The following is a 26,681-nucleotide window of genomic DNA, read 5'->3' as shown; positions in this document are numbered from 1 at the left end:
CCCCATTCTTTTATTGTTTAATTGGACTTACTTCTTCTACTAACGGAAGAACGATGACCTTATCATTTAATAACCAGCCATGACGTACAATTCTCACCTTAATTTCCTGTTCAACAGCGCCTAAAACACCGCTAAGATTATATTTTTGGGCAAGCTCTTGCTTGGTGACCGTAACCTCTTCACCTAGCTTAAACCCATAGTTGAAAGGCTCAATTCCAAACATTTGGAAGAAGTTAAATAAATTTTTCACTTTCCCAAAGTGTACTTCACTGACACTGTCTTCATATAGGTCAGAAAGTAGATAACGAGATTCCTGTCCCCCTATTAGTTTTAAGAACTCTGTAATCTTTCTATCTTGAAGCACCTCCCTCTCCTGTTCCATTTTGTCAATATGGACATAAAGTCTTTTATTCTCTTCTTCTAGCTGTGCGATATAGGAATCCTGTTTTTCTTCTTGTGGCGAAGCTTGGATATATTCTGCAACAGCTTCTGTCACACTTTCTTGGAAAGCAGCAGATAAAAGAGATAACTTTACCATAAGAGTATCGTGAGTTTGTCTCTTTAGTTCTTCAGGTTCTTCTTGTTTTGTTGGAGTTTGCGGGTCAACCTCCTGTTCCTGCTTAAGTTCTGTCTCCTCCTTAGCTTTTGGTGCGACCTCATGGATAACCTCTACAGGTGTTGCCTCTAGTTCAGCATCAAAATCAAGAAAATCGACACTGTAATCTGATTCTCCGCCTTCATTCTCTTGCTTCCAACAAAATGCTTTAAGATTTCCATAGATTTTATTTACTTCTTCCTTCTCGTGGTTCGCTACTAAGATTGGAAAAATAATAGAATAAAGACCTTTTGCAAAAACAGCCTCTTTTATATCGAAATTCTTCTTGTATAGTTTCATTGCGTCAAAATTTATTTTGTTTTTGCCTCCTTTAAAACCTAACTTGCTAAGTGCTTTATTCATCAAGCTTTCTACCTCAGGATTTTCAAATAATGCTGGTAACACTAGGATAGCAAGAGGCATAGTATCTGAGAATTTATCAGTAAAATAAAGTCCAAAGCGGGTTAACAGTTCACTAAAAAACAAGGCATCATTCTGTGAGAATAATTTATAGCTTTCGATATCTTCATGACAAAGTGCTTGAAAGGCCCGCTTGCTGTTATCCAAACGAAGTGAGGATTTCTGTAAATAAGCCTGTGCCGTTTCTCTTGTAATCTTTATTTCTTCCTTTGCATTCCACTCTTTAAGTACGATTTCGGCGATATCCGAATTAGAGGAAAAAGGATTCTCATAAATCATTTTCTCTGTCAATGCTGCCAGTTTCCAAATAAATATTTTCCGAGTATTTTGCTTTAATTTAAGTTCATCAAAGCCTTTAATAATTTCATCCTTACTTAAGCCTGTTTCCTTTTCCATTCGAAAAATTGAACCATTATGCTTGACCATTAGTTCGATTAAATTGTTTTTCATCCTTGATCCTCCAATAAATAAATTGTTCCATTTTTGGCAGCAATGACTTCCATTGGCAGGTCTGCTAGTAAATCCAATAGAGTAAAGTAGGCTTTTCGGTCGGAGCGTGGTGCTTGATAAATCTGTTCGTGCTCACCGTGTACCAGCAAGACCCTTCTTGGATTCAGTGATAAAACCGTATGAATAATTTCCTCCCTACTTGCATGAGCAGAAAGTCTGAAATTCACGATTTCTGCTTGGATTGGCTTCTCTTTTCCATTAATTACAAGGTTCTTTTCGTTATGATATTTTAACTGTGAAAGCTTAAATCCGGGACTTTCTTCATCAAGATATCCTGTAAAGGCAATGGAATTCTCGGAAACTGTTACTAGCTTTTCCGCATATCTTGCGGATGCACTGTTCTCAGCTAACATTCCTGAGCTGGATATAATCACATTCCGCCCTTGTTCAATAGATTGCTTAAAAAAGGAATCAAACTGACCCTTTTGATAAAATTGAGACGCTACCAAAATTCCTCCACCAAAAAACAAGGAATCCTTTTGTTTTGCTTCCGAGTACTGCTCATATATTTTACAAACCTCTGGTACCATCCCATCTAGATATACATAAAAAGGTAGATATGGTTTGTCTTTAAAGTAATTTTTTAAAATTAACACGATTTCTTGAGAACGCCCTACTGCAAAGGCTGGTATGAGCAACGTCCCTTTTCGCTCCATGACGGTTTCAATTTGATTAATTAATTCCTGTTCCTGTTCTTTCCTTGATAAGCGAGTATTCGACGGCTGATATCCATAAGTACCTTCAGTGATTAACACATCAACGGGCAGGTCCTCAGGTAGGCTCATGCCCTTAACGGTGTATTGGTTCTCGATGGAATAGTCTCCTGTAAAAAGAATATTTACACCTTCCATTTCTAGGTAGATACTGACGGCACCTAAAATATGACCCGATGGAAAAACCGTTACCTTCCAGTAAGAACCCTTTGAAGGGATTATAAAGGATTGTTTCATCGGTAGAATACTATAAAGTGTTGATTGTAGTACTGCCTCGCTGTAAAAGCCTTCTTCCCCATGATTGTTTTTCCAAAGGTCCTTCAGTAACACGCGCATAATTGCCCTGGTTTCTTCTGTTGCGTATATAGGGAGCTCTGGGTTGATAGCGTGTACGTATGGAACTGCTCCGGTATGATCTAAATGCGCGTGACTAATTAGTAAGGCATCCAAATCCCGAAATGAAAGTCCCATTTCATCTAGAAGGGAATAATTAGGAAAGAAGGTTTCCTCGTTTAAATGCATACCCGCGTCTAATAAAATATGGTGTCCTTTTACAGAAACAAGGATAGAGGTCCCGCCAATTTTTTCTCCACCCCCGAAAACCGTGACAGAAACTTCCTCAAGCGAGGTGTTCGAGCTTATCTCCTGAGTATTTTTGCCCTTTAGAGACGTTTGGACAACTTGGGAGTTTTTTGTGGCTATTAGGCGTTGATACCATTTAACGGCTTCTGGTAAATCCGCATGGTCTGTAAATACCTTATTAAAAAATGGCAGCCCTTCAAGCCCGGTATGGCTCACATATAGCTTTACAGCCAGCCAATCTTTAGGAAAGCAGATTAAGGCCTCTATCTCTTTCGGTGCTAACCTATTTATTAGGCTTTTAAGGTATAAGAGGTAGAGAAGCTTCTTTTTCTCCAAAAATTGTTGATTGAATGAACATCCCCTTAATAGATTTGCTTCTTCAAGGGAGAAAGTACCTGTTTCTATTTTTATGATAACGTCAATCATATGGTTAACTTCTCTGGAAATTTGGCTTCTTAAACGGATAAAATCCTTTCGCGTTTGAAGTTCCGAGAACAACAAGTCTAGTTGAATTGCCCACGCAAAGATTTCCTCAGTATTTGATAGGTAATCGAAGGGGAGACCTAATAACTTACGCAGGTAAAAACGACTTTGTGGTATATTTCCTTTCTTCCACTCTAATTCTATTAATAGTAAAGTTATTTCCACATATAATGATGCGTATTCACTACTGTTTAAGAGAAATAGCTGCTCTACTGACTGGTTAAGAGTAAGAAGCTCATGGTAGACATTCTTACCATTCTTCATTAAGATTTTGACGGTTCGATAGTGTACGGAAGGATAAAATTTAACATTGGGTTGCTCGCTCAGGAATTCTATAAAGGATAAATCCTTTTTATTTTGAACTTCTGCTAATTCAAAGCTACAAGTCAGTAACTCTCCAAAAACTCCAATGTTGCCCCCTTGAAGGATTCCCTTTTTTGAATAGTGATTGGTCTTTTCTACATCTCCGCGCCCGCAGTAAAACTGGGCCGCCCGTTCTATAATCTTAAGCGATATATTTTCGTCGTAATCAATTAGCTGATCATAGAAACACTTTGCGTCGCTGATTTGATTACGATTCTCGTAAAATACTGCCCTTTCAAATATTTCCTCAACTGTGAACACTTAGGACACCCTTTCTTTTTTTCAAAGGCAACTAGTTTGGAACCCTAATATATTTATTTTAATACTTCCGAAGGAAGAAATATGTCGAAAATTGTAGGAAAATAGAACTTTCTTCCCTCTAATTTAGTTATTTTTTACTAAAAAGAGGTCTACCTTTGCTGTTTTTCTAATGAAGGCAGACCTTTAATATGATTATTCTCCTATGAACATTTGGGAAAGCTTAATTAATTAAATACTTTTCAAGTATAAATAGAAAAGAGACAATCCTAAACTCTAGGATTGTCTCTTGGATTGTCTCTTTATTTTACTTATCAATATCAATGCCAAAGAACTCAGATACTTTATCAATGGTGTATTGGCTCCTCAATTTGTAAGCACTATTCTGGTTAGCCTTCAAGCCCTTTATCCAATAAGCATCTTCCTTTGGGACAGTCTTACCCCATTCTACTTTAACAATATATTCACATTTTTCAGGGTCATCTGCATCATGAAGCATATTAGTAACTTTTAAACTCAAATCATCAATTGTCTCTCCACGCTATTTAACTTTTAAGGAGAGCACGGAAATCAATATATAAATTAAACATAACGCCTCACTACTTGTTTTTATGAAAGCGGTGAGGCGAGTTATTTTATCAAAATTCACTCAGAATAGGAAATAATATGGTTATAGATTATACTTCTACCTCTTCAACAACAAAATCGATATCATCTGGACTATCGAATGATCTCCCAGCAAGCTCCAATACTTCTGCACCAGTAGCGTAATTTAAACTCCATTCGAGGCTAAAGTCTTCAGCATCTTCATAGGTGTCAAACTTTTCATCATCGGTATCCAATACTTCACCCGAATATTTGTCAATCATTTTTACAATGTACTTTACCATATCTTTTCAACCTCCAAAAATATTCATGCGCATAACTTGGAATAATCATCGACCCATGTCTGATGAGCTCCAAGTATAATTCCAGCGTTTATTGCTGAATCTAACTTTTCAGAAGATACTTTCCAACCTTTTGGGAGATTTCGAATATGCTTTTTAACATCAATGAATCTTCCATTGGACGGAATGCTACTAACAGCATTTTCAATGGCTTCGCTAACATGAGGAATGCTATCATTATTTAATTTCCCGCCTTCCTTTAAAAGGTTAGTTACATTATGTCCCCTAAATGAATTCCGATTTTTTGCAGTCAAAACAGCTCCGGCTATTGAAATAATAGTAACACCAGCGATGATAATTTCAGTCTTGTACTCCTTGACCTTTTCAAAGAAACTTTTTTTCTTTTGAATTGTTGACCTATTCTCAGCATAAATCGTTTTATCTTTCATATATATCCTCCCGTTTTCTTAAACTGCTCCTTGGTTGTTTCGTTTTTCTATCTTACTGTAATGTAGATCTTCTAGGCACATCATCATTAAACACCATAACATTTGTTACTTCAAGGGATAAAAATGGGTTATAATACGCAATATAAGGAGTGATATTATCCCATGAACGACATAATTAATAGAAAGCAGCTTTGCTGGAATGAGAGGCTAAAAAAATGTATTCAAGACAACGGATACACACAAGAGTCATTTGCATGTGGTTTAAATAAGATGTACAATACTCAGTTCACTCAAAAAACCATTAGTAGATGGGTGAATTTGGGGGATGCCAAAAATGGAATAAAATATTTTCCAGATTTTGAAAATATGATTTTAGTTGCAGATTTTTTAGGTGTAGATGTTGGCTATCTCACTGGTGAAACTGATGAAGATTCGTTTTCATTAGAGAAAACCTGTTCTTATATAGGCTTGAATGGCGAATCTATAAAAGCCCTAAGAGGAATTACATATCCTGAAAATGAAGCCAGCTACATGAGGAAAGATATGCGAGAATCTTTTAACAAGTTTCTTTCGGCAGAGGGATTCCCTAATTTTTTTCATTGTCTATTCGACCTTTACCTTATATCTGTATCACCACAACGAACAGAGAAACGCGAATTTGAAAACAAAGATAGTGCAATTGACTACATGCGTAAGTCAGAGTACGCCGGAAAAATTGCACGGTATGAATTGAATGAGGCTCTGATACTGCTAATTAATGAAATATATCCCAAGCCATCTTTATTAGATCTGTCTATTAAAGAATAAATAAAAATGATACTCGGTACACACCTAAGGACGGCACGGAAATAAAAGCATAGAGTAAGCACGAAGAAAAACCCTACCATTCTTTTTTTACACTAGAGTTTTTTTAACTTTTGACTGTATAAAATCACACCGCTCTAACGCTGATTCTTACGTTAATTCATGAAACACCATCAAGTGATCTGAATACTCAACAGTTTTGAACATATTCTTTTTCAAATATCCTGACTCGTTTGTTCAATAAGAAAGGCGATTCTCCGTTTTTGAAGAATCGCCCCCCTAAGGTGAGAGTGTGTAATATCTTACACGCTGTGTGATAAAAGTGCGGTAAATCAAGGTTTTGTTAATTTCTGACTGTAACATTTTTAACGGGAATTAATCGTTTTTCACTGGATTGCGTTAGCAAAATGTTAGCAATTTAATTTATGTACACAAACATTATCCAGCGGAATAATACAAAATTTAGCTTTGGTATTATTCCGGATTTGTCGGTTTAAGTTATTAACCAAATATTCTTCGGAAACAAGAGTTACAGTTTAATTATTGCTCATCAACCAGATTTAATTGTGCAGTTTGTTCAACATTCCAATTAAGATAATAAGAAGTTTCAGGATGAAGTATTGTTGCATTTTGCACACCAATAAATAGATGGTGGGCAAATTGCTTAAAATGGTACTCTTTATCCTTATCTTGAACAGGAATAAACCGTTGTTTAATTTCTCTTCTTGGCATTAGAGGATAAGCAATGTGCTCATGCTTCCTTTCGTTATCAAAATATAGGAATACACCATCATCAATACTTAGAATTAAATTGTGTCTGTTAAATGGTAAAGTACCCTTCTCTTCGTATGCTTTATTTATATCAATTAAAAGATTCGAAAAATTGTAACCTTCATCCTTTTTGGACATATCGATATTCTTACATACTAGAAAAGACATGACATGATCAAAGTGATGTTTTTCTGGATTATAATAAGTATCTCGCATTAAGCTTATATTATTTAATACTGAATCGAATGCTTCATTTAATTCAGCCTCGCTTTCAAAACCATATTCTATTAGCTTACGTAAATATTCTTCTTCACTTTCTGATAATTTCGTTAACCCTTGCGCTTCCAAAATCTTGTTTGCAGTAGCAATTTCTTGAAGAATTCCCTCTTCTTCTAACCCATACTTACGGTCAACTTTCCTGTATATCGTCTCTTGTATCTTTTTAATGAAATAACTCTGATTTTCTATAAGGTGCTTGTCCCTATATATAGGTAACGAATCACCTGGAGTATAACCTAACGTCCTAATTGCTTTCTGATCTGCAAGTTTACATAAAGCTTCTGTTAACTCTTCTGGTTTTAATGTTGATTTCACTTCCCCAATTGCAGCAATAGATTCTACTGGGTAGAACCGAATATGAGAATTCGTGAATGGCGATGTGGATTTATCATACACTACAATGTCTGTCTGAGTGCTGATACTTCTATCACCTTCTGTAGCATTTACAATAAACCCTTCACCTATAGCAAACCTCCCAGGAACAAGCATCGCAATGAACTCTCTACACGCTTCCTCACGATATCGGCCGTATTCATCTATAGAAATAAGTTTCCTATTTTCCATTTTTTCATATAAGTCTCTGGATTTTTCATAATGAGTCTTTAAAAGATCTATATTCCAACTCAAAATTTTTTCAATATATGGGATAGAACTCATTTATTAATGCTCCTCTCATTTACCAATAAATAGAGCCAGCTGCTGCTATTAACACCGTATTAATTGATTGCTTCATTGATATACTCCGGTATAATAATTTCTACTTGGGTATCAAAAATTCTCATAGCACAGTCATTTTTATTGCTAGAGGTTGTCAGAATGAATATAGATGATACTCGGTTCACAGCTAAGGAACGGAAATTTAAAGCATCTCGCAGGCAGGAAGAAACCCTACCATTCCTTTTTTTAACTTTTGACTGGATAAAATGACACCGCTCTAACGCTGATTCTTACGTTAATTCGTGAACCAACATCAAGTAATTTGAATACTCAACAGTTTTTAACCCATTCTTTCAACTATCCCGTTCGAATAATACGGTTAGTTTATGTAGAAATTTCACAATCTCTTCATTCCATAAAAATTTTTAAATTCACGTTATTCAACAACCTGGCCCAAACATGAAATGAGCTCAATCATCTCTCGATAATTGCGCCCGATTGTTGAGTGTCATTGTCGCATCTGTTTTATTTCAAGGTAGTAAGGACATTTGTGTTTTTTTACAAAGAATTAAGGACTGTTGCATCCAAAATAATGACACAAAAGTCCTTAGCTTCTATCTTATATATTATAAAATAGGCATTACATAGTCAGTAGTTTTGTGTCACTCGTCATTTGTGGCACTGGCGTTCCCTTTTACTATTCGTTAATGTGTTCAAATGTATTCATTTTATAATTTCACCATTTTCATTTATTTCATAACTTCCTGTTTTATAACCATCTTGGTAGAAAGAGCATATAGAAAATGTATCCTTTGAAACATCAACAGAATCAACTTTTCTAATTGCAGCTGAGAAGGTTTTTATAATATCTTCATAATCTTTGCAGAACGGTATTTTTTCTTTAACTTCTTTATCTATAATCTCTTTTCCAGGTCCAATAGAAAGATAATTTCCTTCTTGTTTTGTTAATGTAAAACCGTCATCAGAACTTAAAGTATATAAGTAGGATTCATTCTGGTCTATGTCATATCCACCAATAATAGCAACTAAGTTTAGGTATGGTACTGTAGGATTTGCTTTTTTAAACATATTATGATTAAAATGAAAGGCATCTTTTACTACTTGTAAAGCTTCAGGAACAGTTATTGATTCGTTAATGCCAATTATACTTGTCAATAAGTCTACAGTAGCTTGTCCCAAACTTCCAAGACCAGCTGTTGCGATGACCATATGAGGGTGTACATGATGGACTTTTTTCGTAGAAATAAAAGTACCTTTATTTTCTCCGCTTGGAGTAATGTCACTTCTTTTTCTGTCCGCGGTAAAAACTACTCCATCATTAAGTTTAAAAGCCATGAGTATCGTCATATTACCACTCTCTTTCTATATATGTAAATTATACCGAATATTTTCCCCTAATAACTAAATAAAACCACTAAGTTAATGTTATATGAGGTTATTTGTGGAGGATTAGGGGAGCTTTTTTCTCCCCTTATTTAAGGATAATTGATTAATTAAATAGTTCTTTTACCTTTTTCTCATTAAGCATGTTTTGAACTTCTTGAAGAGAATAAGTATTACCATTTAATATATTGCAACATTGATTATCTCTTTTATCGAAAATATAGTGATGTTTTGTATTTGGTATTTTTCCGATTGTATAAAATTTTGAACAAAATTGTTCTTTTTCATAGTCTGTAGGAATGGGTGGTACACTGAATAGAAAATTATAGTTAAGAGTGATACCCGCTTCCTTTTTGGCTTTATTTTGAACTTCCTTTATAACGCTTAGAATTGCTCTTCTCATATTACTCGGATTATTGGATATAGAGTACAGACGCTTAAATCTTCTATACAACGAGTAAACTTGCGGATTCTTTTTTTCAAAAGAAGGGTCTAAAACCTTAAATTTCTCGTAATCTCGATAATCTGCTTCAAGTACATTAAATGCAGCCTCTATCGCAGCTGGTCCCTTATTAACTATATCTATTTCTTTTTTTACTTTTTCCAAGAATTTATCGTTTTCCTTTGAATGCATGTACCCTAATTCTCTCATTCGGGGATACAGTAAAAAATGATGCGCCATATTTTCTATTTCGTCGGCTAGCATATTGTCTTGTTCGGAATATTTAAATTCCGGACTTCTAAGTATTCTTGGATACCCATTTAAAAAAAGTTCCGCATGAATCAGTTCATGTACAAATAATGCCTCTTTTTCACTATGATCCTGAGGAATGCTTATTATTATTTTTCTTTGTTGATAATCTACATAGTGTGATGCAAGCCCCCTCTCATTTTCGCCACTTGAGATGAAGTCCGTTATTGTAATTGAATATCCTTTGATATTAGCCAGCTCTTGTATTTTTAAATAAAATTCGTTGTTTGCTAAATTCATTTTTCTCCCTCCTATCTACAAATAACCATATTATTTATGAGTATTGGGTTGCAAGTTTTAATATACAAAGCCAATTTCCTTTTTGAGATTCAATTAAAACATCTACATCGCTTGTAGCTTTTTGTTCATTACGAGCATATGAGCCAAATATACCAAGTTTAATAATTCCGTATTTCACTTGTAAAAAATTTTTGATGCCATTATTTGTTTTTCTAATGCTTGTTTTGATATACCTCCCACAAACAAATTCACTCCTCTTCTACTCATTTTTTCAATTCCGGATCTCCTTTTACGATTTGTTCAATTAAATTATATAGCTCCTTGTCTTTTATGTTCGCTTTTAACTGTTCTTGTATCACTTTTACTTCTTTTTTGAACTCTTTACTATACACTTTCAGCGCTCCTCTATAATTAAGTTAATTTACATACATAATTGAATTCACAACTGATTGTTTTTCTTTTTGGAATTTTTTCTAAAAAGACCCCTGCTCACCATCTACAAGGTTTAATAAATCCAACTATTATCATAATTTAAAATTTTGAAATTGTCTTAAAAAGAATTTTTGACATTCCCTTTGGAAATAATGTTCTTTCAGTAACAAAAATATACATTTGAAAGTGAGGCTGTTAAATGAAAGGACATTTTTACAGAAGAGGCTGTACGTGCAAAAGGAAAAAATGCACTTGTGGTTCAAAATGAGCTTTCACCGTTGATATTGGATTAGATCCAGTTACCGGCAAAAGGAAGCAAAAGGTAAAAAGCGGCTTTAATACTAAGCAGGAAGCTGAAGAAGCTGCTGCCGCTCTAATCCACGAATTAAACCAAGGAACCTATTTAGAGGAAACAGAAAAAACGTTTAGTGACTTTTCAATTGAATGGCTTCCTATTTACAGTGATTCAAAAGATGTAAAGCCTGGAACGATTCGAGTACGCCTTCATGAAATCGGGAAGTTATTGCCCTACTTTTCCAAACTAAAGTTAAAAGACATTACAAGAAAGATGTATCAAGATGCTTTAAATGATCTAAAGGACCAAGGTTACTCTGATAGTACTAGAGATGGAATTAACCGTACAGGAAGAATGATTTTCCGAAAGGCACTAGAACTGGAGTTAATAAAAAGGACCCGACTGAATTCGCTTATGTGAAAAAGGATAAGAAAACAATTGAACAGTTGGAAGAGGAAGAAATTCCTAAGTATCTTGAAAAAGAAGAGCTTGCCTTACTTTTAGAAACAGCCAAAGCCCATGGCCTAGAACATGATTACTTAGTTTTTTTGATATTAGCCTATACGGGAATTAGGGTTGGCGAATTAGTTGCTCTTAAGTGGAAGGATGTAGACTTTAACAACCACACAATCAGCATTACCCCAACGTATTACAATCCAAATAATAATGCCTTGGAATATCAGCTAGTCACACCGAAGACGAGAAAATCACGACGAAAAATTATTGTGGATGAAGAGGTGATTAACGCTTTAAAGGAACATAAAAAGTTTCAAGATGCAGTTATCAAGCGGTTAGGTGACGCTTACCATAACAAAGACTTTATCTTTGCCAAAATGGAACGGCAATATGGTTATCCCATTGTGATTAAAAACGTACGAGATCGAATGAAACGGCTGCTTGCAATCGCTGGTCTTAACGAAGATTTAACACCGCATAGTTTAAGACACACTCATACGTCACTTCTTGCTGAGGCTGGTGTCTCACTTGAACAAATTATGGACCGTATTGGCCATTCCGATGATCAAATCACGAAAAATGTGTATCTCCACGTAACGCAAGAAATGAAAAAAGAAGCCTCTCAAAAGTTCGGTGAACTCATGAGAAGCCTCCGTTAAAATCCTCAATGTTAGCAAAATGTTAGCAAACCACTCTCATCTTACTCACAAACCTACTCATATCAAGGGTTTGAGGGCATTATTACATCATGCCGCCCATTCCACCCATACCGCCCATGTCAGGCATACCCATGCCTTGACCAGCTGGTTCTGGCTTGTCAGCAACAACTGCTTCAGTTGTTAAGAACATTGCTGCAACAGATGCTGCGTTTTGAAGTGCGGAACGTGTAACCTTAGTTGGGTCAACGATACCAGCATCGATCATGTTTACCCATTCGCCAGTAGCTGCGTTGAAGCCTGTGCCTACTGCTTCGCGCTTTAAGCGGTCAACGATGACAGATCCTTCAAGGCCAGCGTTTTGAGCGATAGTGCGAACTGGCTCTTCCATCGCACGTAATACGATGTTGATACCTGTTGCTACGTCGCCTTCAGCTTGAACTTCAGCTACTTTGCTGTATACGTTAAGAAGGGCAACACCACCACCGGATACGATACCTTCTTCAACTGCCGCACGAGTTGCGTTTAATGCGTCTTCGATGCGAAGTTTGCGCTCTTTTAATTCAGTTTCAGTTGCAGCACCAACTTTGATAACTGCTACACCGCCAGCTAATTTCGCTAAGCGCTCTTGTAATTTTTCACGGTCGAATTCAGAAGTAGTTTCTTCTAATTGAACACGGATTTGGTTAACACGAGCTTGAATTTCTGAAGTCTCGCCTGCACCTTCTACGATTGTTGTGTTTTCTTTCGTCACAACAACTTTAGTAGCGCGTCCTAAAGAATCGATTGTAGTAGTTTTAAGTTCACGGCCTAGTTCTTCCGTGATGACTTCGCCGCCAGTTAGAGCAGCAATATCTTCAAGCATTGCTTTACGGCGGTCACCGAAGCCTGGTGCTTTAACAGCTACAGCATTGAAAGTTCCGCGAAGTTTGTTCACTACTAATGTAGAAAGTGCTTCACCTTCAACATCTTCAGCAATCAACAATAATGGCTTGCTTTGTTGGACGACTTGCTCAAGAACTGGAAGGATTTCTTGAATGCTAGAAATCTTCTTGTCTGTGATTAAGATATATGGATTTTCTAATACAGCTTCCATTTTGTCTGTGTTTGTTACCATGTAAGCAGAAGTGTAGCCACGGTCGAACTGCATACCTTCTACAACATCCAATTCAGTTGTGAAGCCTTTAGATTCTTCGATTGTGATAACGCCGTCGTTGCCAACGCGCTCCATTGCTTCAGCGATTAATTGGCCAACTTCTTGATCGTCAGAAGAAATAGCAGCAACCTGTGCAATTGACTCTTTTCCTTCAATTTGTTTTGAAATTGTTTTTAATTCTTCAACAGCAGCTGCAACTGCTTTTTCAATCCCTTTACGGATACCCATTGGGTTAGCTCCAGCTGTAACGTTCTTTAAGCCTTCGCGAATCATCGCTTGTGCAAGAACCGTTGCAGTTGTTGTACCATCACCGGCAACATCGTTTGTTTTGCTTGCTACTTCAGCCACAAGCTTGGCACCCATGTTTTCGAATGCATCTTCTAATTCGATTTCTTTTGCGATTGTTACACCGTCATTTGTAATAAGCGGTGAACCAAATTTTTTCTCAAGAACCACGTTGCGTCCTTTAGGTCCAAGAGTAACTTTAACTGTATCTGCTAGGGTATCAACACCACGTAACATTGCGCGGCGTGCATCTTCACTAAACTTAATTTCTTTAGCCATCGTTCAAAAAACCTCCTCATATTTTTTAATCGTTTATTTTTAAAAAAATCGCTTACTCACCGATAACAGCAAGAATATCGTTTTCACGTAGTAGTAAATATTCTGTACCCTGGTACTTCACTTCAGTTCCAGCGTATTTTGAGAAGATAATGCGGTCGCCTACAGCCACTTCAAGGGCTACGCGTTCTCCGTTTTCAAGGACGCGGCCAGTACCAACGGCAACTACTTTTCCTTCCTGAGGCTTTTCCTTCGCTGAATCCGGTAATACGATACCGCTTGCAGTTTTTTCTTCTGATTCAACAAGCTCAATGACAATGCGATCACCTAATGGTCTTAACAAATCAAACAACCTCCTCAAAAATATATGTAATTTTGACTTATTAGCACTCTCCACTAATGAGTGCTAACACAATTATTATAATAATAAATCTGAAAATCTTTTGCAAGTCTGAAGCGTAATTTTTTTCGTTTTTTTGCAACCTTACAAGTATGCGAAAATCGAAAGTTTCTATACCCATTAACCTAATAATGTTCTTGAACCTCCCACGACTGAAGTAAGGAGTGTGCGAGCACTAATCTTCAAAATTGAAACTTTCCTGTATTTAAGAGTACAATAAAAAGATACTAAGGAAATAACGGATGGAATTAAAGGAGATACATAATTTGAAGAGGGAATATTGGATTATCATTATTGTTTACATTGGTATGCAGTTTTCCAGCTTAATCGGACTACCTGCATTGATGCTTGGTTTTAACTTTTTAGGTATCAGCCAAAATCTAGCTGTTCCTATTTGGCTCATCGCCAGTTTTTCAATTGCCCTGTTAATCATCCTTTTTATATTACGGAAGGAAATGAATACTCGAAGTTTCGGTGAAAAGGGCAGTTCTTTTGGCCAATCGGTGATGTGGGCTATCTTAGGAGTATTCTTGGCGTTATTTGCTCAGTACGCAGCAGCCATCATTGAGACCCTATTAGGCATTAAAATGGGGTCAGAAAATACACAAGATATTCTTAACATTATTAATACCTTTCCTTTGGCGATTATTGTGACAAGCATCATTGGTCCGATTTTAGAGGAAATCGTGTTTCGAAAAATTATTTTTGGCGCCCTTCATAAACGCTTTAATTTCTTTATCTCAGCGCTAGTCAGCTCAGTCGTATTTGCACTGGCCCATATGGAGCCTGTACATATACTACTTTATTCGGCCATGGGCTTTTCGTTTGCCTTCCTTTATGTCAAAACAAAGCGGATTTGGGTACCGATTTTTGCCCATGTCACGATGAATACCATGGTTGTCTTGGTCCAGTCTATTTACAAAGATGATATTGAGCGATTAAGGCGAGAGGCTGAGGCCGTTCAAAACTTTATCGGAGGCTTCCTATGAGACGTTCACCCTTGTTTTCCGGTTTGATTTACTTCCTGCTTGGCGGATTATTTACTTACTTTGCTATCGATGATGTGCAAAAAAACGGCTGGGGCTTCTTTAGCTACCTGCTAATTTTATTAGCGACATTTGATTTTGGCTCTGGTTTAAAAATGATACTCTTTCATTTTAAACATAAGAACCAGATAAAAAAATAAAGAAAGGGATCCCTAATTTCAGGGGTCCCCTTATTTCTATTTATCTCCTTTTGGGCAATGAGTGGTTTATGGGACAAATACGCCAAGGAAATCAGCGGAAATGTCCCATAGAAGCGGTCTATGGGACATTTCACCAAAGAAATCAGCGGAATTGTCCAATAGAAGCGGTCTATGGGACAATACGCCAAAGGAATCAGCGAAACTGTCCATTAGTAGCAGGCTATGGGACAATTCACCAAAGAAATCAGCGAAACTGTCCTATAGAGGCGGCCTATGGGACAATACACCAAAGAAATCAGCGAAACTGTCCATTAGAGGCAGTCTATGGGACAATACACCAAAGAAATCAGCGAAACTGTCCTATAGAAGCGGCCTATGGGACAAATTCACCAAAGAAATCAGCGAAACTGTCCTATAGGAGCGGCCTATGGGACAAATTCACCAAAGAAATCAGCGAAACTGTCCTATAGGAGCGGCCTATGGGACAATAACGACGAAGATACACCCCACAATAAAAAGCTCGTTCCTATACCACCAGGGCCCCTTTTTCCATTATTTCAAAGCATCCCCCCGATGGATCACCATTCGTTCTTTCCCCAGGATAAAGATAAACAGAAATGCCAATACTGCGGGGACGAGGGCCCAGGTAAAGGTGTGGACGATTGAACTTGATAAGGCGTCCGTTATTTTCGTTAAGATTTGCGGCGGGATATGGCTTCTTGCTTCTTCCGACAATAAAGCACGCGAATCCCCAAAAGATTGCCCCTTCGGCATTGGCCCCATCCCAGAGAATAATTCTTCTAGTTTCCCGGTAAACTTACTTCTCTGAATCGTACCAAAGATTGTAATCCCCACGGTCATTCCCAGCGAACGAATAAAATTACTCGTGGAAGTCGCCGAACCCCTTTGCTCCATGCCAAATGGATGAATGGCGGCCATACTTAAGACTGAAAAAGAAAATCCTACTCCAAGACCAATAACAATCATGTAAAGCGTTAAGAACAGCCTGCTTGTATCCGGTGTGATGGTGCTTAATAACAAGAATCCAATAATCAAAATCACACCAGATAAAAACATAATGTTCCGGTAGCTCATTTTTGTCGTCAAAAACCCGCCGACCTGTGCCGTAACAACGGAGCCGAGCATCATCGGCAATAAAATCAGCCCCGAATTGGTGGCACTGCCGCCATATACCCCTTGAACAAAAATCGGAATATAAACCGCTGCGGCCATAAATGCTGCCCCGTAAAACAAACCAACAATCGTACTACCGGCAAAAAGCTGATTCTTAAACATCGAAAACGAAATAATCGGGTCCTTTACTTTCGTCTCAACCAATAAGAAGATGAGAAAAAGAACCGCAAATCCCGCGAATAGGCTTAAAATGACCGTAGAATCCGAGTCATATTTCTGTCCGCCAAGTTCTAGGGCAAACATTAAACATACAACGGCACCCACTAAGGTAACTGCCCCCCACCAATCAATTGCTTGCTTTTTGTGAATCGGTGATTCCTTGTAGGAGAAGACAATAAAAATCAGTGATAAAATCCCGAGCGGCAAATTAATATAGAAAATCCAATGCCAGCTGATATGGTCAGTAATAAACGCTCCGAGCAATGGACCAAATATACTCGACAGCCCAAACACAGCCCCGAATAAGCCGCCCATTTTTCCGCGTTTTTCCGGCGGAAAGAGATCAAACATAATCGTAAACGCGATTGGAACAAGCGCGCCGCCGCCGACTCCTTGTATCGCCCTGTAGATACTTAATTGCGTAATTGTTTCGGCTGTACCACACAATACGGAACCTGCCATAAACAAAATTAATCCAAAGATAAAGAACCGCTTCCGGCCGTACATATCCGATAGTTTTCCGAATATCGGCATTCCGGCCATTTCCGCCACCATATAGGCGGAAACCACCCAAACAAAACTCTCAAGCCCTCCGAGGTCACCGACAATCGTCCCCATCGCCGTAACGACTATCGTGTTATCCATTGAAGCCATCAATATCCCCAGTAATAACCCAGCAACAACCAATCCTAACTTGCTTTCCTTCGTTACCATCCCATTCTCCTTTAAATTTGTGTCTTGGTTTTTATCGTTGCTGAAGGGTCTTGCGTTAACTCATTGGTATACTCAACCAACCCTATTTGGCAGCCAGGGCCAATTTTGACTATTTTGCCACGAACGATATCTGCCTTTGTATTTTCAAGGTAGATGTCGTCCCCTTCAATTACTTTGGCAGTAAGGAATCCTGCATCTTTTCCAAACGGAAGCAGCGAATTCTTCTTCCTTTTCACCGTGATTTTCCCGCCGCCAATTTCCTCAGCACAGCTCTCTCCAAATTTTAATGAAACTTTAATCGTTTCCGCCGTTAAAAGTCCTTTGATTTCAAACCCGCCGCTGGAATCGAACGTCTCATATTCCACATCGCCATTAACCGCGATACTCCCTTTAATGGTCGCTTCATCTCCACTAAGTCTTTCGCCGACTTCCAACATTCCGAGAATCTTTACTTTTTTCAATTGGGCACGGGTTCCAACCTTCATCGTCCCCATGACAAGCGCTTGGCCAGCCTCCACATTCCCTTTAAAATCTGCCTCCCCTATGATTTTCACGGAGTCAGCAGTAACATTTTCGACCGCTTCACTCGTTCCATAGACATGAAAGAAGGAACATTCAACATCATTCACAATTGTCCCCTCTCCTCTAATGCTGATTTTATCGTAATGGCCGCCTGGATAACTTCCTGAACCATTAATAATTAGATTTCCACTTTTCTCCATCAACTTCTCCCCCTATTAAGCCTTTTTTGACTCACCAACAACGGCATTTTTATCCTGCGAAAATTCTTCTGTGTATTCGACTACGCCAATGTGACAATTAGCCCCAATCTTGACCTGATTGCCTCGGACCACTTTTGCGATCGTATTTTCAAGTTCAATGATGTCCCCTTCAACTAAGTCCGTTTCCAGCTGCGTTTTAAGAAAAGGCTTGAATAACGTGCCGATGAACGACCCTTTTTGTTGTTTTACGGTGATTGACTGTCCGCCAATTTCTTTTGCCTTACATTCTCCGTATATCTCAATATCTACTTGATCGGCATTTAACAATCCGCCAATCGTAAAGCGACATTTTCCTGTAAAAATTTCAGCTTCACAATCTTCACCCACCGCTAAAATCCCATGAAGGTTTATTTCCTCACATTTCACTTTGCCGCCAACAGAGGCTTTACCTGAAACCTGTAAATGTTTTGAATATAGGTTTTTCTCAATTTTTGCTGTTCCTTCAACTGTAACCTGTTCGCTATCGATGGTTCCTTTAAAACTCGCATTCCCACTTACTTTCGCTGTATTTGCTAGCACATCGCCTTTAACCGTTCCTGAACCATTGCATTCAAAGTCACTGCACTCCAAATTGCTGTTAACCGTTCCACGTCCATTCAAGGTAACCAGCTGGAATTTTCCGCCATTAGATGCCCCAATCCCATTAATGATCAAATCTCCTCTATTTTTTAATTCCATTGCCATTCTCCTTTATAATAATTTCGACTTAATCTCTTCCATACATGTCATCAGTGACAGCAACACTACCATTTTGGTTCCCGGTTCTAAATAAACGGCTTCTGCATTTATTAATAATAGACACGAAGATACTCCAAGCTTTCGGGTAATCACCAATTCACAGCTTTTTTGCTTGATAAGCGGTGCATGATTCTTTAATACTTGTAAGACCATTTTCCCTTCATCCAAATTAATTTCACCTGACTGAAGCAGCTTTTCTAACACATAAACTTCAAGAATTCTTGGAAAGTTAAATGTAAAACCGCTCTGATCATTCTCTAGGTAAAAATTCATCACTGCAGCAGAAACAATGTTACGTTTGATTAATTCATCCTTTTCCAATTGCAAATCACTAATATTCGGAGAAAACATATCGGCCAGTGCATCTAACGAAAGATTTTCCTTCATTGTTTGGATTTTATCGATTCTTTCTAAAATTTTTTCTTTTGGAAAAAAGGTTTCCTGACCGGTAAACGTCGACTTTCGAATAAACCATTCTTCAGGAATCAAATCCTTTCGTTTCCATCTATATAGCTGCCCGTACGAAATCCCTGCAAGATCTAATAAGTCCTTCTTAGAAATTAACTCCTCGCTCATTTTTGAAAACCCCTTTCTGTTTTATAATGTAACATAACACTGTTACGCAAGTAAAGTAAAAAAATAAAAAAGGGCCATTCACGAGATGATGCTCGCAAAAAAGCCCTTTTACCATTATTCTTCTATCTCGACAGTTGGATAGTGCTTTAAAAAATATATCAGTGATTGCAGTTCTACTGCTAAATCGATATGATGGACCCGAATGGACGGAGGGACATTTAATCGTGCCGGTGTAAAATTTAATATCCCTCTCACATCAGCCTTCACAAGTCGATCGGTAATCTGCTGAGCGACCGGCGCAGGAACGGTAAGAATCGCTACCGATATATTTTCATTGGCAAGGACGGTCTCCAATTCATCGAGATGGTAGACCGGTACCTCACGAATCATCGTTCCCATTTTATTCGGATCGACATCAAAGGCAAATTCTATTTTTGTGTTATTGTTTTTTAAAAAATTATAGTTTAAAAAGGCGGTACCAAGATTACCGACCCCAATTAAGGCCACCTTTGTTAGTTCATCTTGATCTAAGGTTTTGCGGAAGAAGGTTAATAAGTAATTAACGTTATAGCCGTAGCCCTTTTTCCCCAAAGCCCCGAAATAGGAAAAATCCCTGCGAATGGTTGCCGAGTCCACTTTCACTGCTTCGCTCAGTTCTGCAGAAGAAACCCTTTGTTTACCGGAAGAATGAAGGTTTTTTAAAAATCGATAGTAGAGGGGCAGCCGTTTTGCTGTCGCCTGTGGTATTTTCATTGTTTCATTACCCATAATCTCCCACACCCCTTGGATGATTTAGTTAAATTTTATCGGTTCGTTTATAATCCCCGTTTTTACCGCCCGTTTTTTCGACTAAATACGTCGGTCCGATTACCATGCCCTTGTCCACTGCTTTACACATATCATAAACGGTTAAGGCACAAGCTGAAGCTGCTGTTAACGCTTCCATTTCCACACCCGTGTTCCCTTTTGTTTTTACCGCTGCCGCAATATGTAGGTGATAGTTGTCTAGGTGGTCCGCTTCCCATGAGAAAGAAATATTCACACCTGTAAGCGGAATCGGATGACACATCGGAATCAAATCCCATGTTTTTTTCGCCGCCATTACCGCAGCAACCTGGGCAACAGCTAACACATCGCCCTTTTTCATTTCATTATTGGTTATCTTTTCATAAATCTCTTTACTTACAGTTATGCTGGAATGGGCAAGAGCGGTCCGTGCTGTTTCTGGTTTATCGCTGACATCGACCATTTTCGCCCTGCCTTCTTCATTAAAATGTGTAAAATCTGCCATATAAATAATCCTCCTCTCAAATCATACACTATTTTTCCGGTAATGTGTGTGAAACTTTGAACTAGTTGAGACATTTTTTTTCGTTGAAAGATACCCGCTCTTCAAGCCCTTTATTGCCGACACTCTAGTAATACGGTACACTATTTGTATGGAAAAGGGGCGGAGCGCCGCAAAAATTTATCAGATTATCAGATTTAGGTGAAAAAAAATTTTTTGTTACTTTGAATAGATGAAGCTTAGCTTTGCTCACACCGCCTTTATTGGCAGGAATGATTCTCTGAATAAGTTTCCATAGTAAATGATGGTGTGGAACGCCATATTGGTTTTGTATAAGAGGTGAATGAAAATGATTTTACTGCAGGTCAATCAACTACAAAAATATTATGGTGCTGACCTTATTTTATCGAATATTAAGCTGGAATTACAAACGCGAGACCGCGTGGCACTTGTTGGCCGCAATGGTGCAGGCAAATCGACGCTATTAAAGATCATTGCCGGTCACTTGTCACATGATGGCGGGGATATTATTAAGCCAAAAGAAGTGACTATCGGTTATTTAGCGCAAAATACCGGATTAGAATCGAATTTGTCCATTTGGGAAGAAATGTTGACCGTCTTCGAACCGCTTCAAATGATGGAAAAATCGCTGCGCAGGCTTGAAGAACAGATGGCGGACCCCAATGTGTTTGAATACAATGAAAGATATGAACGAGTTCTTAAAGAATATGACCAGCTTCAGGTGAAATTTAAGGAGACTGGCGGGTATCAATACGAAGCAGATATTCGCTCCGTGCTCCATGGGTTAAATTTCCACGAAAGCGCGCTTGCGATTTCAAGTTTAAGCGGCGGACAGAAAACCCGTCTTGCTTTAGGAAAATTACTATTAACTAAACCTGATATCTTAATTTTGGACGAGCCTACCAATCATCTCGACATCGAAACTCTTTCCTGGCTTGAGCAATACTTACAGAGTTATGATGGCGCCATTTTGATTGTCTCTCATGACCGTTATTTTTTAGATAAAGTAGTCACTCAAGTTTACGAAGTATCGCGCAAACAAATCGCGCGGTTTACGGGCAACTATAGTTCTTACCTTGACCAAAAAGCGGCCAATTATGAGCGTGAAATGAAGCTTTATGAAAAACAGCAGCAGGAGGTTGCGGATCTCCAGGACTTTATCCAGAAGAACTTAGCACGGGCCTCGACGACTAAACGAGCGCAAAGCCGCCGGAAAAAACTTGAGAAAATGGAGATAATCGACCGACCATTAGGCGGTGAAAAGTCCGCTTCGTTCTCATTTGAAATCGAGAGACAAAGCGGAAATGATGTTTTGGCTGTGGATTCGCTTGCCGTTGGTTACGGCAATGAAAAGATTTCTGAGGACATCAGCTTTCGTGCCTATAAAGGCGAAAGTATTGCCCTTGTCGGACCAAATGGAATCGGCAAATCTACGCTGCTAAAAACAATTATTAAAAGACTGCCTGCGCTTGCCGGAACGATTCAATATGGAACAAACCTTACGATTGGGTATTACGACCAGGAACAAGCCGAGTTAACCTCCAATAAACGAGTGTTGAATGAACTCTGGGATGATTACCCGTTAAAAAATGAAAAGGAAATCCGGACGGTCCTCGGGAATTTCCTATTTTCCGGCGATGATGTGCTGAAAATAGTCTCAACCTTAAGCGGCGGTGAAAAGGCCCGGCTTGCACTTGCTAAACTGATGCTTGAGAAAGCAAATGTGTTAATTCTAGACGAACCTACTAACCATTTAGACCTTGATAGCAAAGAGGTACTGGAGAATGCCTTAATCGATTATCCAGGCACCATTTTGTTTGTCTCACATGATCGCTATTTCATTAACCGGATTGCGACAAAGGTACTGGAACTGAGCGTGAATGGAAGCAGCGAATATCTTGGGGATTATGATTATTATTTAGAAAAAAAACTGGAGCAAAAAGAACTTGAAGCACTGGCGCTGGAAGCTCTAGCTACAAAGGCAGCCGATTCCGCAACCTACGATAAAAATAGTTATCAACAGGATAAGGAAAGTAAAAAGCTTGAACGGCAGCGTAAAAGAAAATTGGATGAAATTGAGCAGCAAATCGAAGTGCTTGAAGAACAAATTAGCGATTACGAGCAGCAATTATGCGCACCAGAGATCTTTCAAGACCACGAGAAAGTGTTGGAAATCAATCTAAAAAGCGAAAAGGCGAAGACCGAGCTCGAGCAATTAATGGAGGAATGGGCGGAGTTAGCGGAATAATGGTTGAAACCGGGCTGGATGCCCGGTTTTTTGCTGTTGTAAAAATTTTATTAACAAATTTTAATGAGATATTAACAAATTTTTAAGAAACCCTTCGCTTTTCCACAACTTTATTCACACTTTAAACAGAATAATTTCGGGAGGTTTTTATACTTTTCCACATTATCCACAATAAGCAACGTTTTTATCCACATTACCCACATAATCCACAGGCTTATCCACATTTATTACTTTTCCTATCTTTTTTATAAAATCTTATCCACAAAGGAAGTAAATGGTGTTACTGATTGTGTCCGCACGCCCTTTTCCATAAAAAAAACTCTTCTTATTCAGAAGAGTTGGCTAATCATTATAGATTTCAATATCCAGTCCGGGATTCGCATTTAGGGAAAGCCCTGCCCTGATCCCTTTTTCAAACATCACACTTCCGGCAGCGGCAATCATCGCAGCATTATCGGTACACAAGGATAATGGCGGAATCACCAATTCTACCTTGTCATGATCAGCGAACGCCTTTTCTAATGCCGCCCTGAGGCCTTTATTGGCAGCCACACCACCAGCGACTAATACTTGGTTCACACCATACTCAGCTACCGCTCTTTCGGTCTTCTTAACTAATACCTCAATCACACTTGCTTGAAAGCTGGCGGCAAGGTCCTCAGGTGCTATCGATTCGCCGCGCTGCTCGGCATTGTGAACGGTATTAATGACAGCTGACTTTAAACCGCTAAAACTAAAATCATAAGAGCCTTCCTCTAACCATGCTCGAGGTAAATCAATCGTCGGGCTTCCCTCCTGTGCCAAACGATCAATATGCGGGCCGCCTGGATATGGCATATTCAAGGTCCTTGCCACCTTGTCATAGGCCTCTCCTGCTGCATCATCCCTCGTTTCACCGATCACTTCGAAATGGCCGTGCTCTTTCATATAAACAAGCTCGGTATGCCCCCCTGAGACAACTAGTGCTATCAGCGGAAACTTCAACTCCGTTATCAGCCTGTTCGCGTAAATATGCCCGGCAATATGATGAACCGGAACTAGTGGTTTGTTATGAGCAAAGGCTAACGCTTTGGCAGCATTTACTCCTATTAAAAGGGCACCAACCAATCCCGGTCCTTCAGTAACAGCTATAGCATCAAGCTCAGCAAAGGTTAGCTTCGCTTGATTTAATGCTTCTTCAATGACAATTGTTATTTGTTCTACATGATGGCGTGAAGCAATTTCAGGCACTACCCCGCCAAAACGTTTATGGCTCTCAATTTGTGATGCCACTACATTAGCCGCAATTTCACGGCCATTTTTAATAATTGCGACTGCTGTTTCATCGCAACTTGTTTCAATTCCTAATATCCACTGGTCTCTATTCATAAATTCACCCACATGACTAACCCATCTTCCTGGTTATCCGCATAATAATTTTTCCTAATCCCGCCATTTTGGAAGCCTAGTTTACGATAAAGGGATTGCGCTCTATGATTGGTTACCCTTACTTCAAGGGTCATGGTTCTTGCCCCCTTCGCTTTGGCAACGGTCATAAGTTTTACCATTAAGGCTTCCCCAAGCCTTCTTCCTCTATATTCCGGCAAAATGGCCACATTCGTTACGTGAGCCTCATCAATGACAAGCCACGTTCCACAATAACCGATGATTTTGTTATCTTCCTCCAAAACGATATAGACAGCAAACTTGTTATTGTACAATTCATTATAAAATGCCTCTCGGCTCCAAGGCGTAGTAAATGAGGCATGCTCCACTTCTACTATCTGATCTATATCCTCTTCCCTCATATAACGAAACACGTAAGAATCTACCATTTCTCTCTTATCCTATCCATTTGAAATTTTCCCTTTTGCCTCTAACCACTTTGCTTCCGCTTCAGCTAAACGAATATAATTCGGAACAAAGGAATGTATATCTTCCCCTTGTTTATCACTGCCTAACAATGCAAGTTCCGCCGGACGAGGGTTATGTTCCGTGATACCAGCAAAAGTTGCTTTCGACCCGAGCAGCTCTTCAATTTTTGCCCGGTGGATTTGCAAGTCATTCCCGACAAATAAAATGGGCTTAGTCGCTTCAGCTAATTTTGCTGCCCAGTCGACTAAAAGTATCAACTGATCCGGCTCTTCATTTACAAGCTTTCCATTTGCAAATTGATAAAGGCCAGTATAAACTTGCCCCCTTCTTGCATCAAATAAAGGAGATATATAGCCATCAAAGTATCTTCCCGTTCCAGCTGCTAAAATTTCTAGACTCGAAATCCCAACAAGCGGAATTTGTAATGTCCAAGCCAATGTTTTGGCAATCGTGACACCAATTCTAACTCCTGTATAGGAGCCTGGGCCTTTTGCCACGACAATCTTCGTTAAATCAGCCGGCACCCTTTCGCAATCCTTCATAAGGGTCTCGATAGCCGGCATAATTCGAACGGAGTGATTCTTTTTTAGATTCGTAATATACTCGCCAAGAACCTGATTATCTTCTAACAGCGCTACCCCTAAACAATAGTTAGAAGTATCAATCGCTAATATGGTCATCGAAAAATCTCCTTACATAGGTGCTCATATCTTTCGCCCTTTGGCGTTAACACCATTTTCCTTTTATCTCCTTCACTGCGGTACAAGAAAATAGTCAGCCTTTCAGATGGAAGCTGCTCTTCAATTAAATGGGCCCATTCCACTACTGTAACTCCATCACCTTCAAAGTATTCATCAAACCCAAGGTCTTCAAAAGCATCAGCTACGCGGTATACGTCCATATGATACAAGGGCAGCTTTCCTCTGTACTCTTTAATGATGGTAAATGTCGGGCTATTAACTGTTTTCTTAATTTCCAACCCTTTGGCCAACCCTTTAGTAAAGGTTGTTTTCCCTGCACCTAAGTCCCCCTCAAGCGCAATGACATCACCTGGTTTTAAAAATCCAGCTAATTTTGCTGCGAATTGCGAGGTTTCTTCTGAATTCGTTGTATCCAGTTCAAATTGATTCATCCAATCACCTTTACACTTTAACATATCTTCATTTTACCCTTAATTAACTGCAAAAAAAACCTTAGGATGTCTCCTAAGGATGCTTATTTCATATGTAGTTTATAAAAGACATAAAAAAAGACGAAATCTAGTTTCGTACAAATTTTAAATGGCGGTCCGGACGGGACTCGAACCCGCGACCTCCTGCGTGACAGGCAGGCATTCTAACCAACTGAACTACCGGACCATATTGCGGGGGCAGGATTTGAACCTACGACCTTCGGGTTATGAGCCCGACGAGCTACCAGACTGCTCCACCCCGCGACAATAAAAAATATTTATGTTGTTTTTATAAACAGCCTGGCGATGTCCTACTCTCACAGGGGCGCATGCCCCAACTACCATCGGCGCTGAGAAGCTTAACTTCCGTGTTCGGTATGGGAACGGGTGTGACCTTCTCGCCATAACCACCAGACTATTTATTAGACACTATTTTATTATAATGTCTTTTTGAATTTTTACAAGAGAAATTTTTCATTCCCTCAAAACTAGATAATGCAGAAGAAGTTTTGGTAAAAACGAGTTCGCTTTTAAAAAATGGTTAAGTCCTCGAACGATTAGTATCAGTCAGCTCCACACGTCGCCGCGCTTCCACCTCTGACCTATCAACCTGATCATCTTTCAGGGT

At 38.9% G+C, this 26,681-nt stretch carries 27 protein-coding genes, 2 tRNA genes, 2 rRNA genes and 1 pseudogene; 6 read left to right on the top strand and 26 right to left on the bottom strand.

What is annotated here, in order from left to right; all coding sequences use genetic code 11:
- Window positions 1–10 precede the first annotated feature (10 nt).
- The 5 genes from ACIQCO_RS23030 to ACIQCO_RS23010 form a co-directional block, all read right to left on the bottom strand.
- Entirely contained in the window at window positions 11–1,465 is a 1,455-nt protein-coding gene (locus tag ACIQCO_RS23030) for a DUF883 domain-containing protein (RefSeq protein WP_400433228.1), read from the bottom strand.
- Window positions 1,462–3,927 carry an MBL fold metallo-hydrolase gene (locus ACIQCO_RS23025; protein WP_400433225.1) on the bottom strand — a complete coding sequence of 822 codons (2,466 nt, stop codon included), beginning with the start codon at window positions 3,925–3,927 and terminating at the stop codon, window positions 1,462–1,464. The genes ACIQCO_RS23030 and ACIQCO_RS23025 overlap by 4 nt, the downstream gene beginning before the upstream one ends.
- A 304-nt stretch (window positions 3,928–4,231) precedes the next feature.
- The gene (locus tag ACIQCO_RS23020; protein ID WP_400433222.1) at window positions 4,232–4,423 is read right to left on the bottom strand and encodes a hypothetical protein; all 192 of its coding nucleotides are present in this window, start codon (window positions 4,421–4,423) and stop codon (window positions 4,232–4,234) included.
- Between the two features lie 178 nt (window positions 4,424–4,601).
- Window positions 4,602–4,814 carry a hypothetical protein gene (locus ACIQCO_RS23015; RefSeq protein WP_400433219.1) on the bottom strand — a complete coding sequence of 71 codons (213 nt, stop codon included), beginning with the start codon at window positions 4,812–4,814 and terminating at the stop codon, window positions 4,602–4,604.
- Window positions 4,815–4,837: 23 nt separating this feature from the next.
- A complete protein-coding gene (locus tag ACIQCO_RS23010; RefSeq protein ID WP_400433217.1) occupies window positions 4,838–5,260 on the bottom strand; it encodes a hypothetical protein in 423 nt (140 codons plus the stop codon).
- Between the two features lie 162 nt (window positions 5,261–5,422).
- On the opposite strand from ACIQCO_RS23010, the gene ACIQCO_RS23005 reads away from it, so the two are divergent.
- Window positions 5,423–6,067, top strand: coding sequence for a helix-turn-helix domain-containing protein (locus ACIQCO_RS23005; RefSeq protein WP_400433214.1), 645 nt, complete (start codon window positions 5,423–5,425; stop codon window positions 6,065–6,067).
- Window positions 6,068–6,604: 537 nt separating this feature from the next.
- Here ACIQCO_RS23005 and ACIQCO_RS23000 read toward each other — a convergent pair.
- The 5 genes from ACIQCO_RS23000 to ACIQCO_RS22980 all read right to left on the bottom strand — a co-directional run bounded on the left by ACIQCO_RS23000 (window position 6,605) and on the right by ACIQCO_RS22980 (window position 10,558).
- On the bottom strand, window positions 6,605–7,771 hold the full coding sequence (locus ACIQCO_RS23000) for a DUF6602 domain-containing protein (RefSeq protein WP_400433211.1): 1,167 nt from the start codon (window positions 7,769–7,771) through the stop codon (window positions 6,605–6,607).
- Between the two features lie 723 nt (window positions 7,772–8,494).
- A complete protein-coding gene (locus ACIQCO_RS22995) occupies window positions 8,495–9,127 on the bottom strand; it encodes an Ntn hydrolase family protein (protein ID WP_400433208.1) in 633 nt (210 codons plus the stop codon).
- A 154-nt stretch (window positions 9,128–9,281) separates the two neighbouring features.
- Window positions 9,282–10,166, bottom strand: coding sequence for a hypothetical protein (locus ACIQCO_RS22990; protein ID WP_400433206.1), 885 nt, complete (start codon window positions 10,164–10,166; stop codon window positions 9,282–9,284).
- 34 nt (window positions 10,167–10,200) lie between these two features.
- Window positions 10,201–10,362, bottom strand: a complete 162-nt coding sequence (locus tag ACIQCO_RS22985) for a nucleotidyltransferase family protein (protein ID WP_400433345.1) — start codon at window positions 10,360–10,362, stop codon at window positions 10,201–10,203.
- Window positions 10,363–10,429: 67 nt separating this feature from the next.
- Window positions 10,430–10,558: a hypothetical protein gene (locus ACIQCO_RS22980; protein WP_400433203.1), complete on the bottom strand. Its 129-nt coding sequence runs from the start codon at window positions 10,556–10,558 to the stop codon at window positions 10,430–10,432.
- Between the two features lie 323 nt (window positions 10,559–10,881).
- Here ACIQCO_RS22980 and ACIQCO_RS22975 point away from each other — a divergent pair.
- Window positions 10,882–12,008, top strand: a pseudogene (locus ACIQCO_RS22975) (tyrosine-type recombinase/integrase).
- Between the two features lie 82 nt (window positions 12,009–12,090).
- Here the strand turns inward: ACIQCO_RS22975 and groL are convergent.
- Both groL and groES read right to left on the bottom strand, forming a co-directional pair.
- Window positions 12,091–13,725, bottom strand: a complete 1,635-nt coding sequence (groL, locus tag ACIQCO_RS22970) for a chaperonin GroEL (protein WP_400433200.1) — start codon at window positions 13,723–13,725, stop codon at window positions 12,091–12,093.
- Window positions 13,726–13,777: 52 nt separating this feature from the next.
- Entirely contained in the window at window positions 13,778–14,065 is a 288-nt protein-coding gene (gene groES / locus ACIQCO_RS22965) for a co-chaperone GroES (protein WP_066095313.1), read from the bottom strand.
- A gap of 323 nt (window positions 14,066–14,388) precedes the next feature.
- On the opposite strand from groES, the gene ACIQCO_RS22960 reads away from it, so the two are divergent.
- The 3 genes from ACIQCO_RS22960 (at window position 14,389) to ACIQCO_RS22950 (ending at window position 15,726) form a co-directional block, all read left to right on the top strand.
- Window positions 14,389–15,111, top strand: coding sequence for a CPBP family intramembrane glutamic endopeptidase (locus tag ACIQCO_RS22960; protein WP_400433197.1), 723 nt, complete (start codon window positions 14,389–14,391; stop codon window positions 15,109–15,111).
- Window positions 15,108–15,308: a YdiK family protein gene (locus ACIQCO_RS22955; RefSeq protein WP_400433194.1), complete on the top strand. Its 201-nt coding sequence runs from the start codon at window positions 15,108–15,110 to the stop codon at window positions 15,306–15,308. Before ACIQCO_RS22960 ends, ACIQCO_RS22955 begins: the two co-directional genes overlap by 4 nt.
- Before the next feature lie 100 nt (window positions 15,309–15,408).
- Window positions 15,409–15,726 carry a hypothetical protein gene (locus tag ACIQCO_RS22950; protein WP_400433192.1) on the top strand — a complete coding sequence of 106 codons (318 nt, stop codon included), beginning with the start codon at window positions 15,409–15,411 and terminating at the stop codon, window positions 15,724–15,726.
- Window positions 15,727–15,860: 134 nt separating this feature from the next.
- On the opposite strand, the gene ACIQCO_RS22945 is transcribed toward ACIQCO_RS22950, so the two are convergent.
- The 6 genes from ACIQCO_RS22945 to moaC all read right to left on the bottom strand — a co-directional run bounded on the left by ACIQCO_RS22945 (window position 15,861) and on the right by moaC (window position 20,762).
- The gene (locus tag ACIQCO_RS22945; protein WP_400433190.1) at window positions 15,861–17,375 is read right to left on the bottom strand and encodes an MDR family MFS transporter; all 1,515 of its coding nucleotides are present in this window, start codon (window positions 17,373–17,375) and stop codon (window positions 15,861–15,863) included.
- Window positions 17,376–17,386: 11 nt separating this feature from the next.
- The gene (locus ACIQCO_RS22940; protein WP_400433188.1) at window positions 17,387–18,097 is read right to left on the bottom strand and encodes a cytoplasmic protein; all 711 of its coding nucleotides are present in this window, start codon (window positions 18,095–18,097) and stop codon (window positions 17,387–17,389) included.
- Between the two features lie 15 nt (window positions 18,098–18,112).
- Complete coding sequence (locus ACIQCO_RS22935; protein ID WP_400433185.1) at window positions 18,113–18,835, bottom strand: polymer-forming cytoskeletal protein; 723 nt, start codon at window positions 18,833–18,835, stop codon at window positions 18,113–18,115.
- Between the two features lie 12 nt (window positions 18,836–18,847).
- The gene (locus ACIQCO_RS22930; protein ID WP_400433182.1) at window positions 18,848–19,471 is read right to left on the bottom strand and encodes a YhbD family protein; all 624 of its coding nucleotides are present in this window, start codon (window positions 19,469–19,471) and stop codon (window positions 18,848–18,850) included.
- A gap of 114 nt (window positions 19,472–19,585) precedes the next feature.
- Entirely contained in the window at window positions 19,586–20,239 is a 654-nt protein-coding gene (locus ACIQCO_RS22925) for a redox-sensing transcriptional repressor Rex (protein WP_400433180.1), read from the bottom strand.
- A 28-nt stretch (window positions 20,240–20,267) separates the two neighbouring features.
- Entirely contained in the window at window positions 20,268–20,762 is a 495-nt protein-coding gene (moaC, locus tag ACIQCO_RS22920; RefSeq protein ID WP_400433177.1) for a cyclic pyranopterin monophosphate synthase MoaC, read from the bottom strand.
- 346 nt (window positions 20,763–21,108) lie between these two features.
- On the opposite strand from moaC, the gene ACIQCO_RS22915 reads away from it, so the two are divergent.
- Entirely contained in the window at window positions 21,109–23,028 is a 1,920-nt protein-coding gene (locus tag ACIQCO_RS22915) for an ABC-F family ATP-binding cassette domain-containing protein (protein WP_400433174.1), read from the top strand.
- Window positions 23,029–23,370: 342 nt separating this feature from the next.
- Here ACIQCO_RS22915 and tsaD read toward each other — a convergent pair whose 3' ends face one another.
- The 8 genes from tsaD to ACIQCO_RS22875 all read right to left on the bottom strand — a co-directional run.
- Window positions 23,371–24,396, bottom strand: a complete 1,026-nt coding sequence (gene tsaD, locus ACIQCO_RS22910; protein ID WP_400433171.1) for a tRNA (adenosine(37)-N6)-threonylcarbamoyltransferase complex transferase subunit TsaD — start codon at window positions 24,394–24,396, stop codon at window positions 23,371–23,373.
- A complete protein-coding gene (rimI, locus tag ACIQCO_RS22905) occupies window positions 24,393–24,842 on the bottom strand; it encodes a ribosomal protein S18-alanine N-acetyltransferase (protein ID WP_400433168.1) in 450 nt (149 codons plus the stop codon). The genes tsaD and rimI overlap by 4 nt, the downstream gene beginning before the upstream one ends.
- 12 nt (window positions 24,843–24,854) lie before the next feature.
- On the bottom strand, window positions 24,855–25,562 hold the full coding sequence (gene tsaB, locus ACIQCO_RS22900; RefSeq protein ID WP_400433165.1) for a tRNA (adenosine(37)-N6)-threonylcarbamoyltransferase complex dimerization subunit type 1 TsaB: 708 nt from the start codon (window positions 25,560–25,562) through the stop codon (window positions 24,855–24,857).
- The gene (gene tsaE, locus ACIQCO_RS22895) at window positions 25,559–26,014 is read right to left on the bottom strand and encodes a tRNA (adenosine(37)-N6)-threonylcarbamoyltransferase complex ATPase subunit type 1 TsaE (RefSeq protein WP_400433342.1); all 456 of its coding nucleotides are present in this window, start codon (window positions 26,012–26,014) and stop codon (window positions 25,559–25,561) included. Before tsaE ends, tsaB begins: the two co-directional genes overlap by 4 nt.
- A gap of 149 nt (window positions 26,015–26,163) precedes the next feature.
- A tRNA-Asp gene (locus tag ACIQCO_RS22890) sits at window positions 26,164–26,240 on the bottom strand.
- A gap of 3 nt (window positions 26,241–26,243) precedes the next feature.
- Window positions 26,244–26,317, bottom strand: a tRNA-Met gene (locus tag ACIQCO_RS22885).
- Between the two features lie 34 nt (window positions 26,318–26,351).
- A 5S ribosomal RNA gene (gene rrf, locus ACIQCO_RS22880) occupies window positions 26,352–26,468 on the bottom strand.
- Between the two features lie 122 nt (window positions 26,469–26,590).
- A 23S ribosomal RNA gene (locus tag ACIQCO_RS22875) occupies window positions 26,591–26,681 on the bottom strand; the annotation flags it as partial.

The sequence above is a fragment of the Neobacillus sp. NPDC093127 genome (assembly GCF_044754175.1).
GTDB lineage: Bacteria > Bacillota > Bacilli > Bacillales > Cytobacillaceae > Neobacillus.
The sequence above is the reverse complement of the archived record's forward strand: the minus strand, read 5'-3'. Positions and strand labels throughout refer to the sequence as shown.

Coding starts and splice junctions, on each gene's coding strand:
- ACIQCO_RS22995 (WP_400433208.1), bottom strand. CDS start 9,127: ATGGCTTTTAAACTTAATGATGGAGTAGTTTTTACCGCGGACAGAAAA.
- moaC (WP_400433177.1), bottom strand. CDS start 20,762: ATGGCAGATTTTACACATTTTAATGAAGAAGGCAGGGCGAAAATGGTC.
- ACIQCO_RS23000 (WP_400433211.1), bottom strand. CDS start 7,771: ATGAGTTCTATCCCATATATTGAAAAAATTTTGAGTTGGAATATAGAT.
- ACIQCO_RS23005 (WP_400433214.1), top strand. CDS start 5,423: ATGAACGACATAATTAATAGAAAGCAGCTTTGCTGGAATGAGAGGCTA.
- ACIQCO_RS22935 (WP_400433185.1), bottom strand. CDS start 18,835: ATGGAATTAAAAAATAGAGGAGATTTGATCATTAATGGGATTGGGGCA.
- rimI (WP_400433168.1), bottom strand. CDS start 24,842: ATGGTAGATTCTTACGTGTTTCGTTATATGAGGGAAGAGGATATAGAT.
- groL (WP_400433200.1), bottom strand. CDS start 13,725: ATGGCTAAAGAAATTAAGTTTAGTGAAGATGCACGCCGCGCAATGTTA.
- ACIQCO_RS22990 (WP_400433206.1), bottom strand. CDS start 10,166: ATGAATTTAGCAAACAACGAATTTTATTTAAAAATACAAGAGCTGGCT.
- ACIQCO_RS22930 (WP_400433182.1), bottom strand. CDS start 19,471: ATGAGCGAGGAGTTAATTTCTAAGAAGGACTTATTAGATCTTGCAGGG.
- ACIQCO_RS23010 (WP_400433217.1), bottom strand. CDS start 5,260: ATGAAAGATAAAACGATTTATGCTGAGAATAGGTCAACAATTCAAAAG.
- tsaD (WP_400433171.1), bottom strand. CDS start 24,396: ATGAATAGAGACCAGTGGATATTAGGAATTGAAACAAGTTGCGATGAA.
- tsaE (WP_400433342.1), bottom strand. CDS start 26,014: ATGAATCAATTTGAACTGGATACAACGAATTCAGAAGAAACCTCGCAA.
- ACIQCO_RS23015 (WP_400433219.1), bottom strand. CDS start 4,814: ATGGTAAAGTACATTGTAAAAATGATTGACAAATATTCGGGTGAAGTA.
- ACIQCO_RS22955 (WP_400433194.1), top strand. CDS start 15,108: ATGAGACGTTCACCCTTGTTTTCCGGTTTGATTTACTTCCTGCTTGGC.
- ACIQCO_RS23030 (WP_400433228.1), bottom strand. CDS start 1,465: ATGAAAAACAATTTAATCGAACTAATGGTCAAGCATAATGGTTCAATT.
- tsaB (WP_400433165.1), bottom strand. CDS start 25,562: ATGACCATATTAGCGATTGATACTTCTAACTATTGTTTAGGGGTAGCG.
- ACIQCO_RS22915 (WP_400433174.1), top strand. CDS start 21,109: ATGATTTTACTGCAGGTCAATCAACTACAAAAATATTATGGTGCTGAC.
- ACIQCO_RS22925 (WP_400433180.1), bottom strand. CDS start 20,239: ATGGGTAATGAAACAATGAAAATACCACAGGCGACAGCAAAACGGCTG.
- ACIQCO_RS22940 (WP_400433188.1), bottom strand. CDS start 18,097: ATGGAGAAAAGTGGAAATCTAATTATTAATGGTTCAGGAAGTTATCCA.
- ACIQCO_RS22950 (WP_400433192.1), top strand. CDS start 15,409: ATGTCCCATAGAAGCGGTCTATGGGACATTTCACCAAAGAAATCAGCG.
- ACIQCO_RS22945 (WP_400433190.1), bottom strand. CDS start 17,375: ATGGTAACGAAGGAAAGCAAGTTAGGATTGGTTGTTGCTGGGTTATTA.
- ACIQCO_RS23020 (WP_400433222.1), bottom strand. CDS start 4,423: ATGCTTCATGATGCAGATGACCCTGAAAAATGTGAATATATTGTTAAA.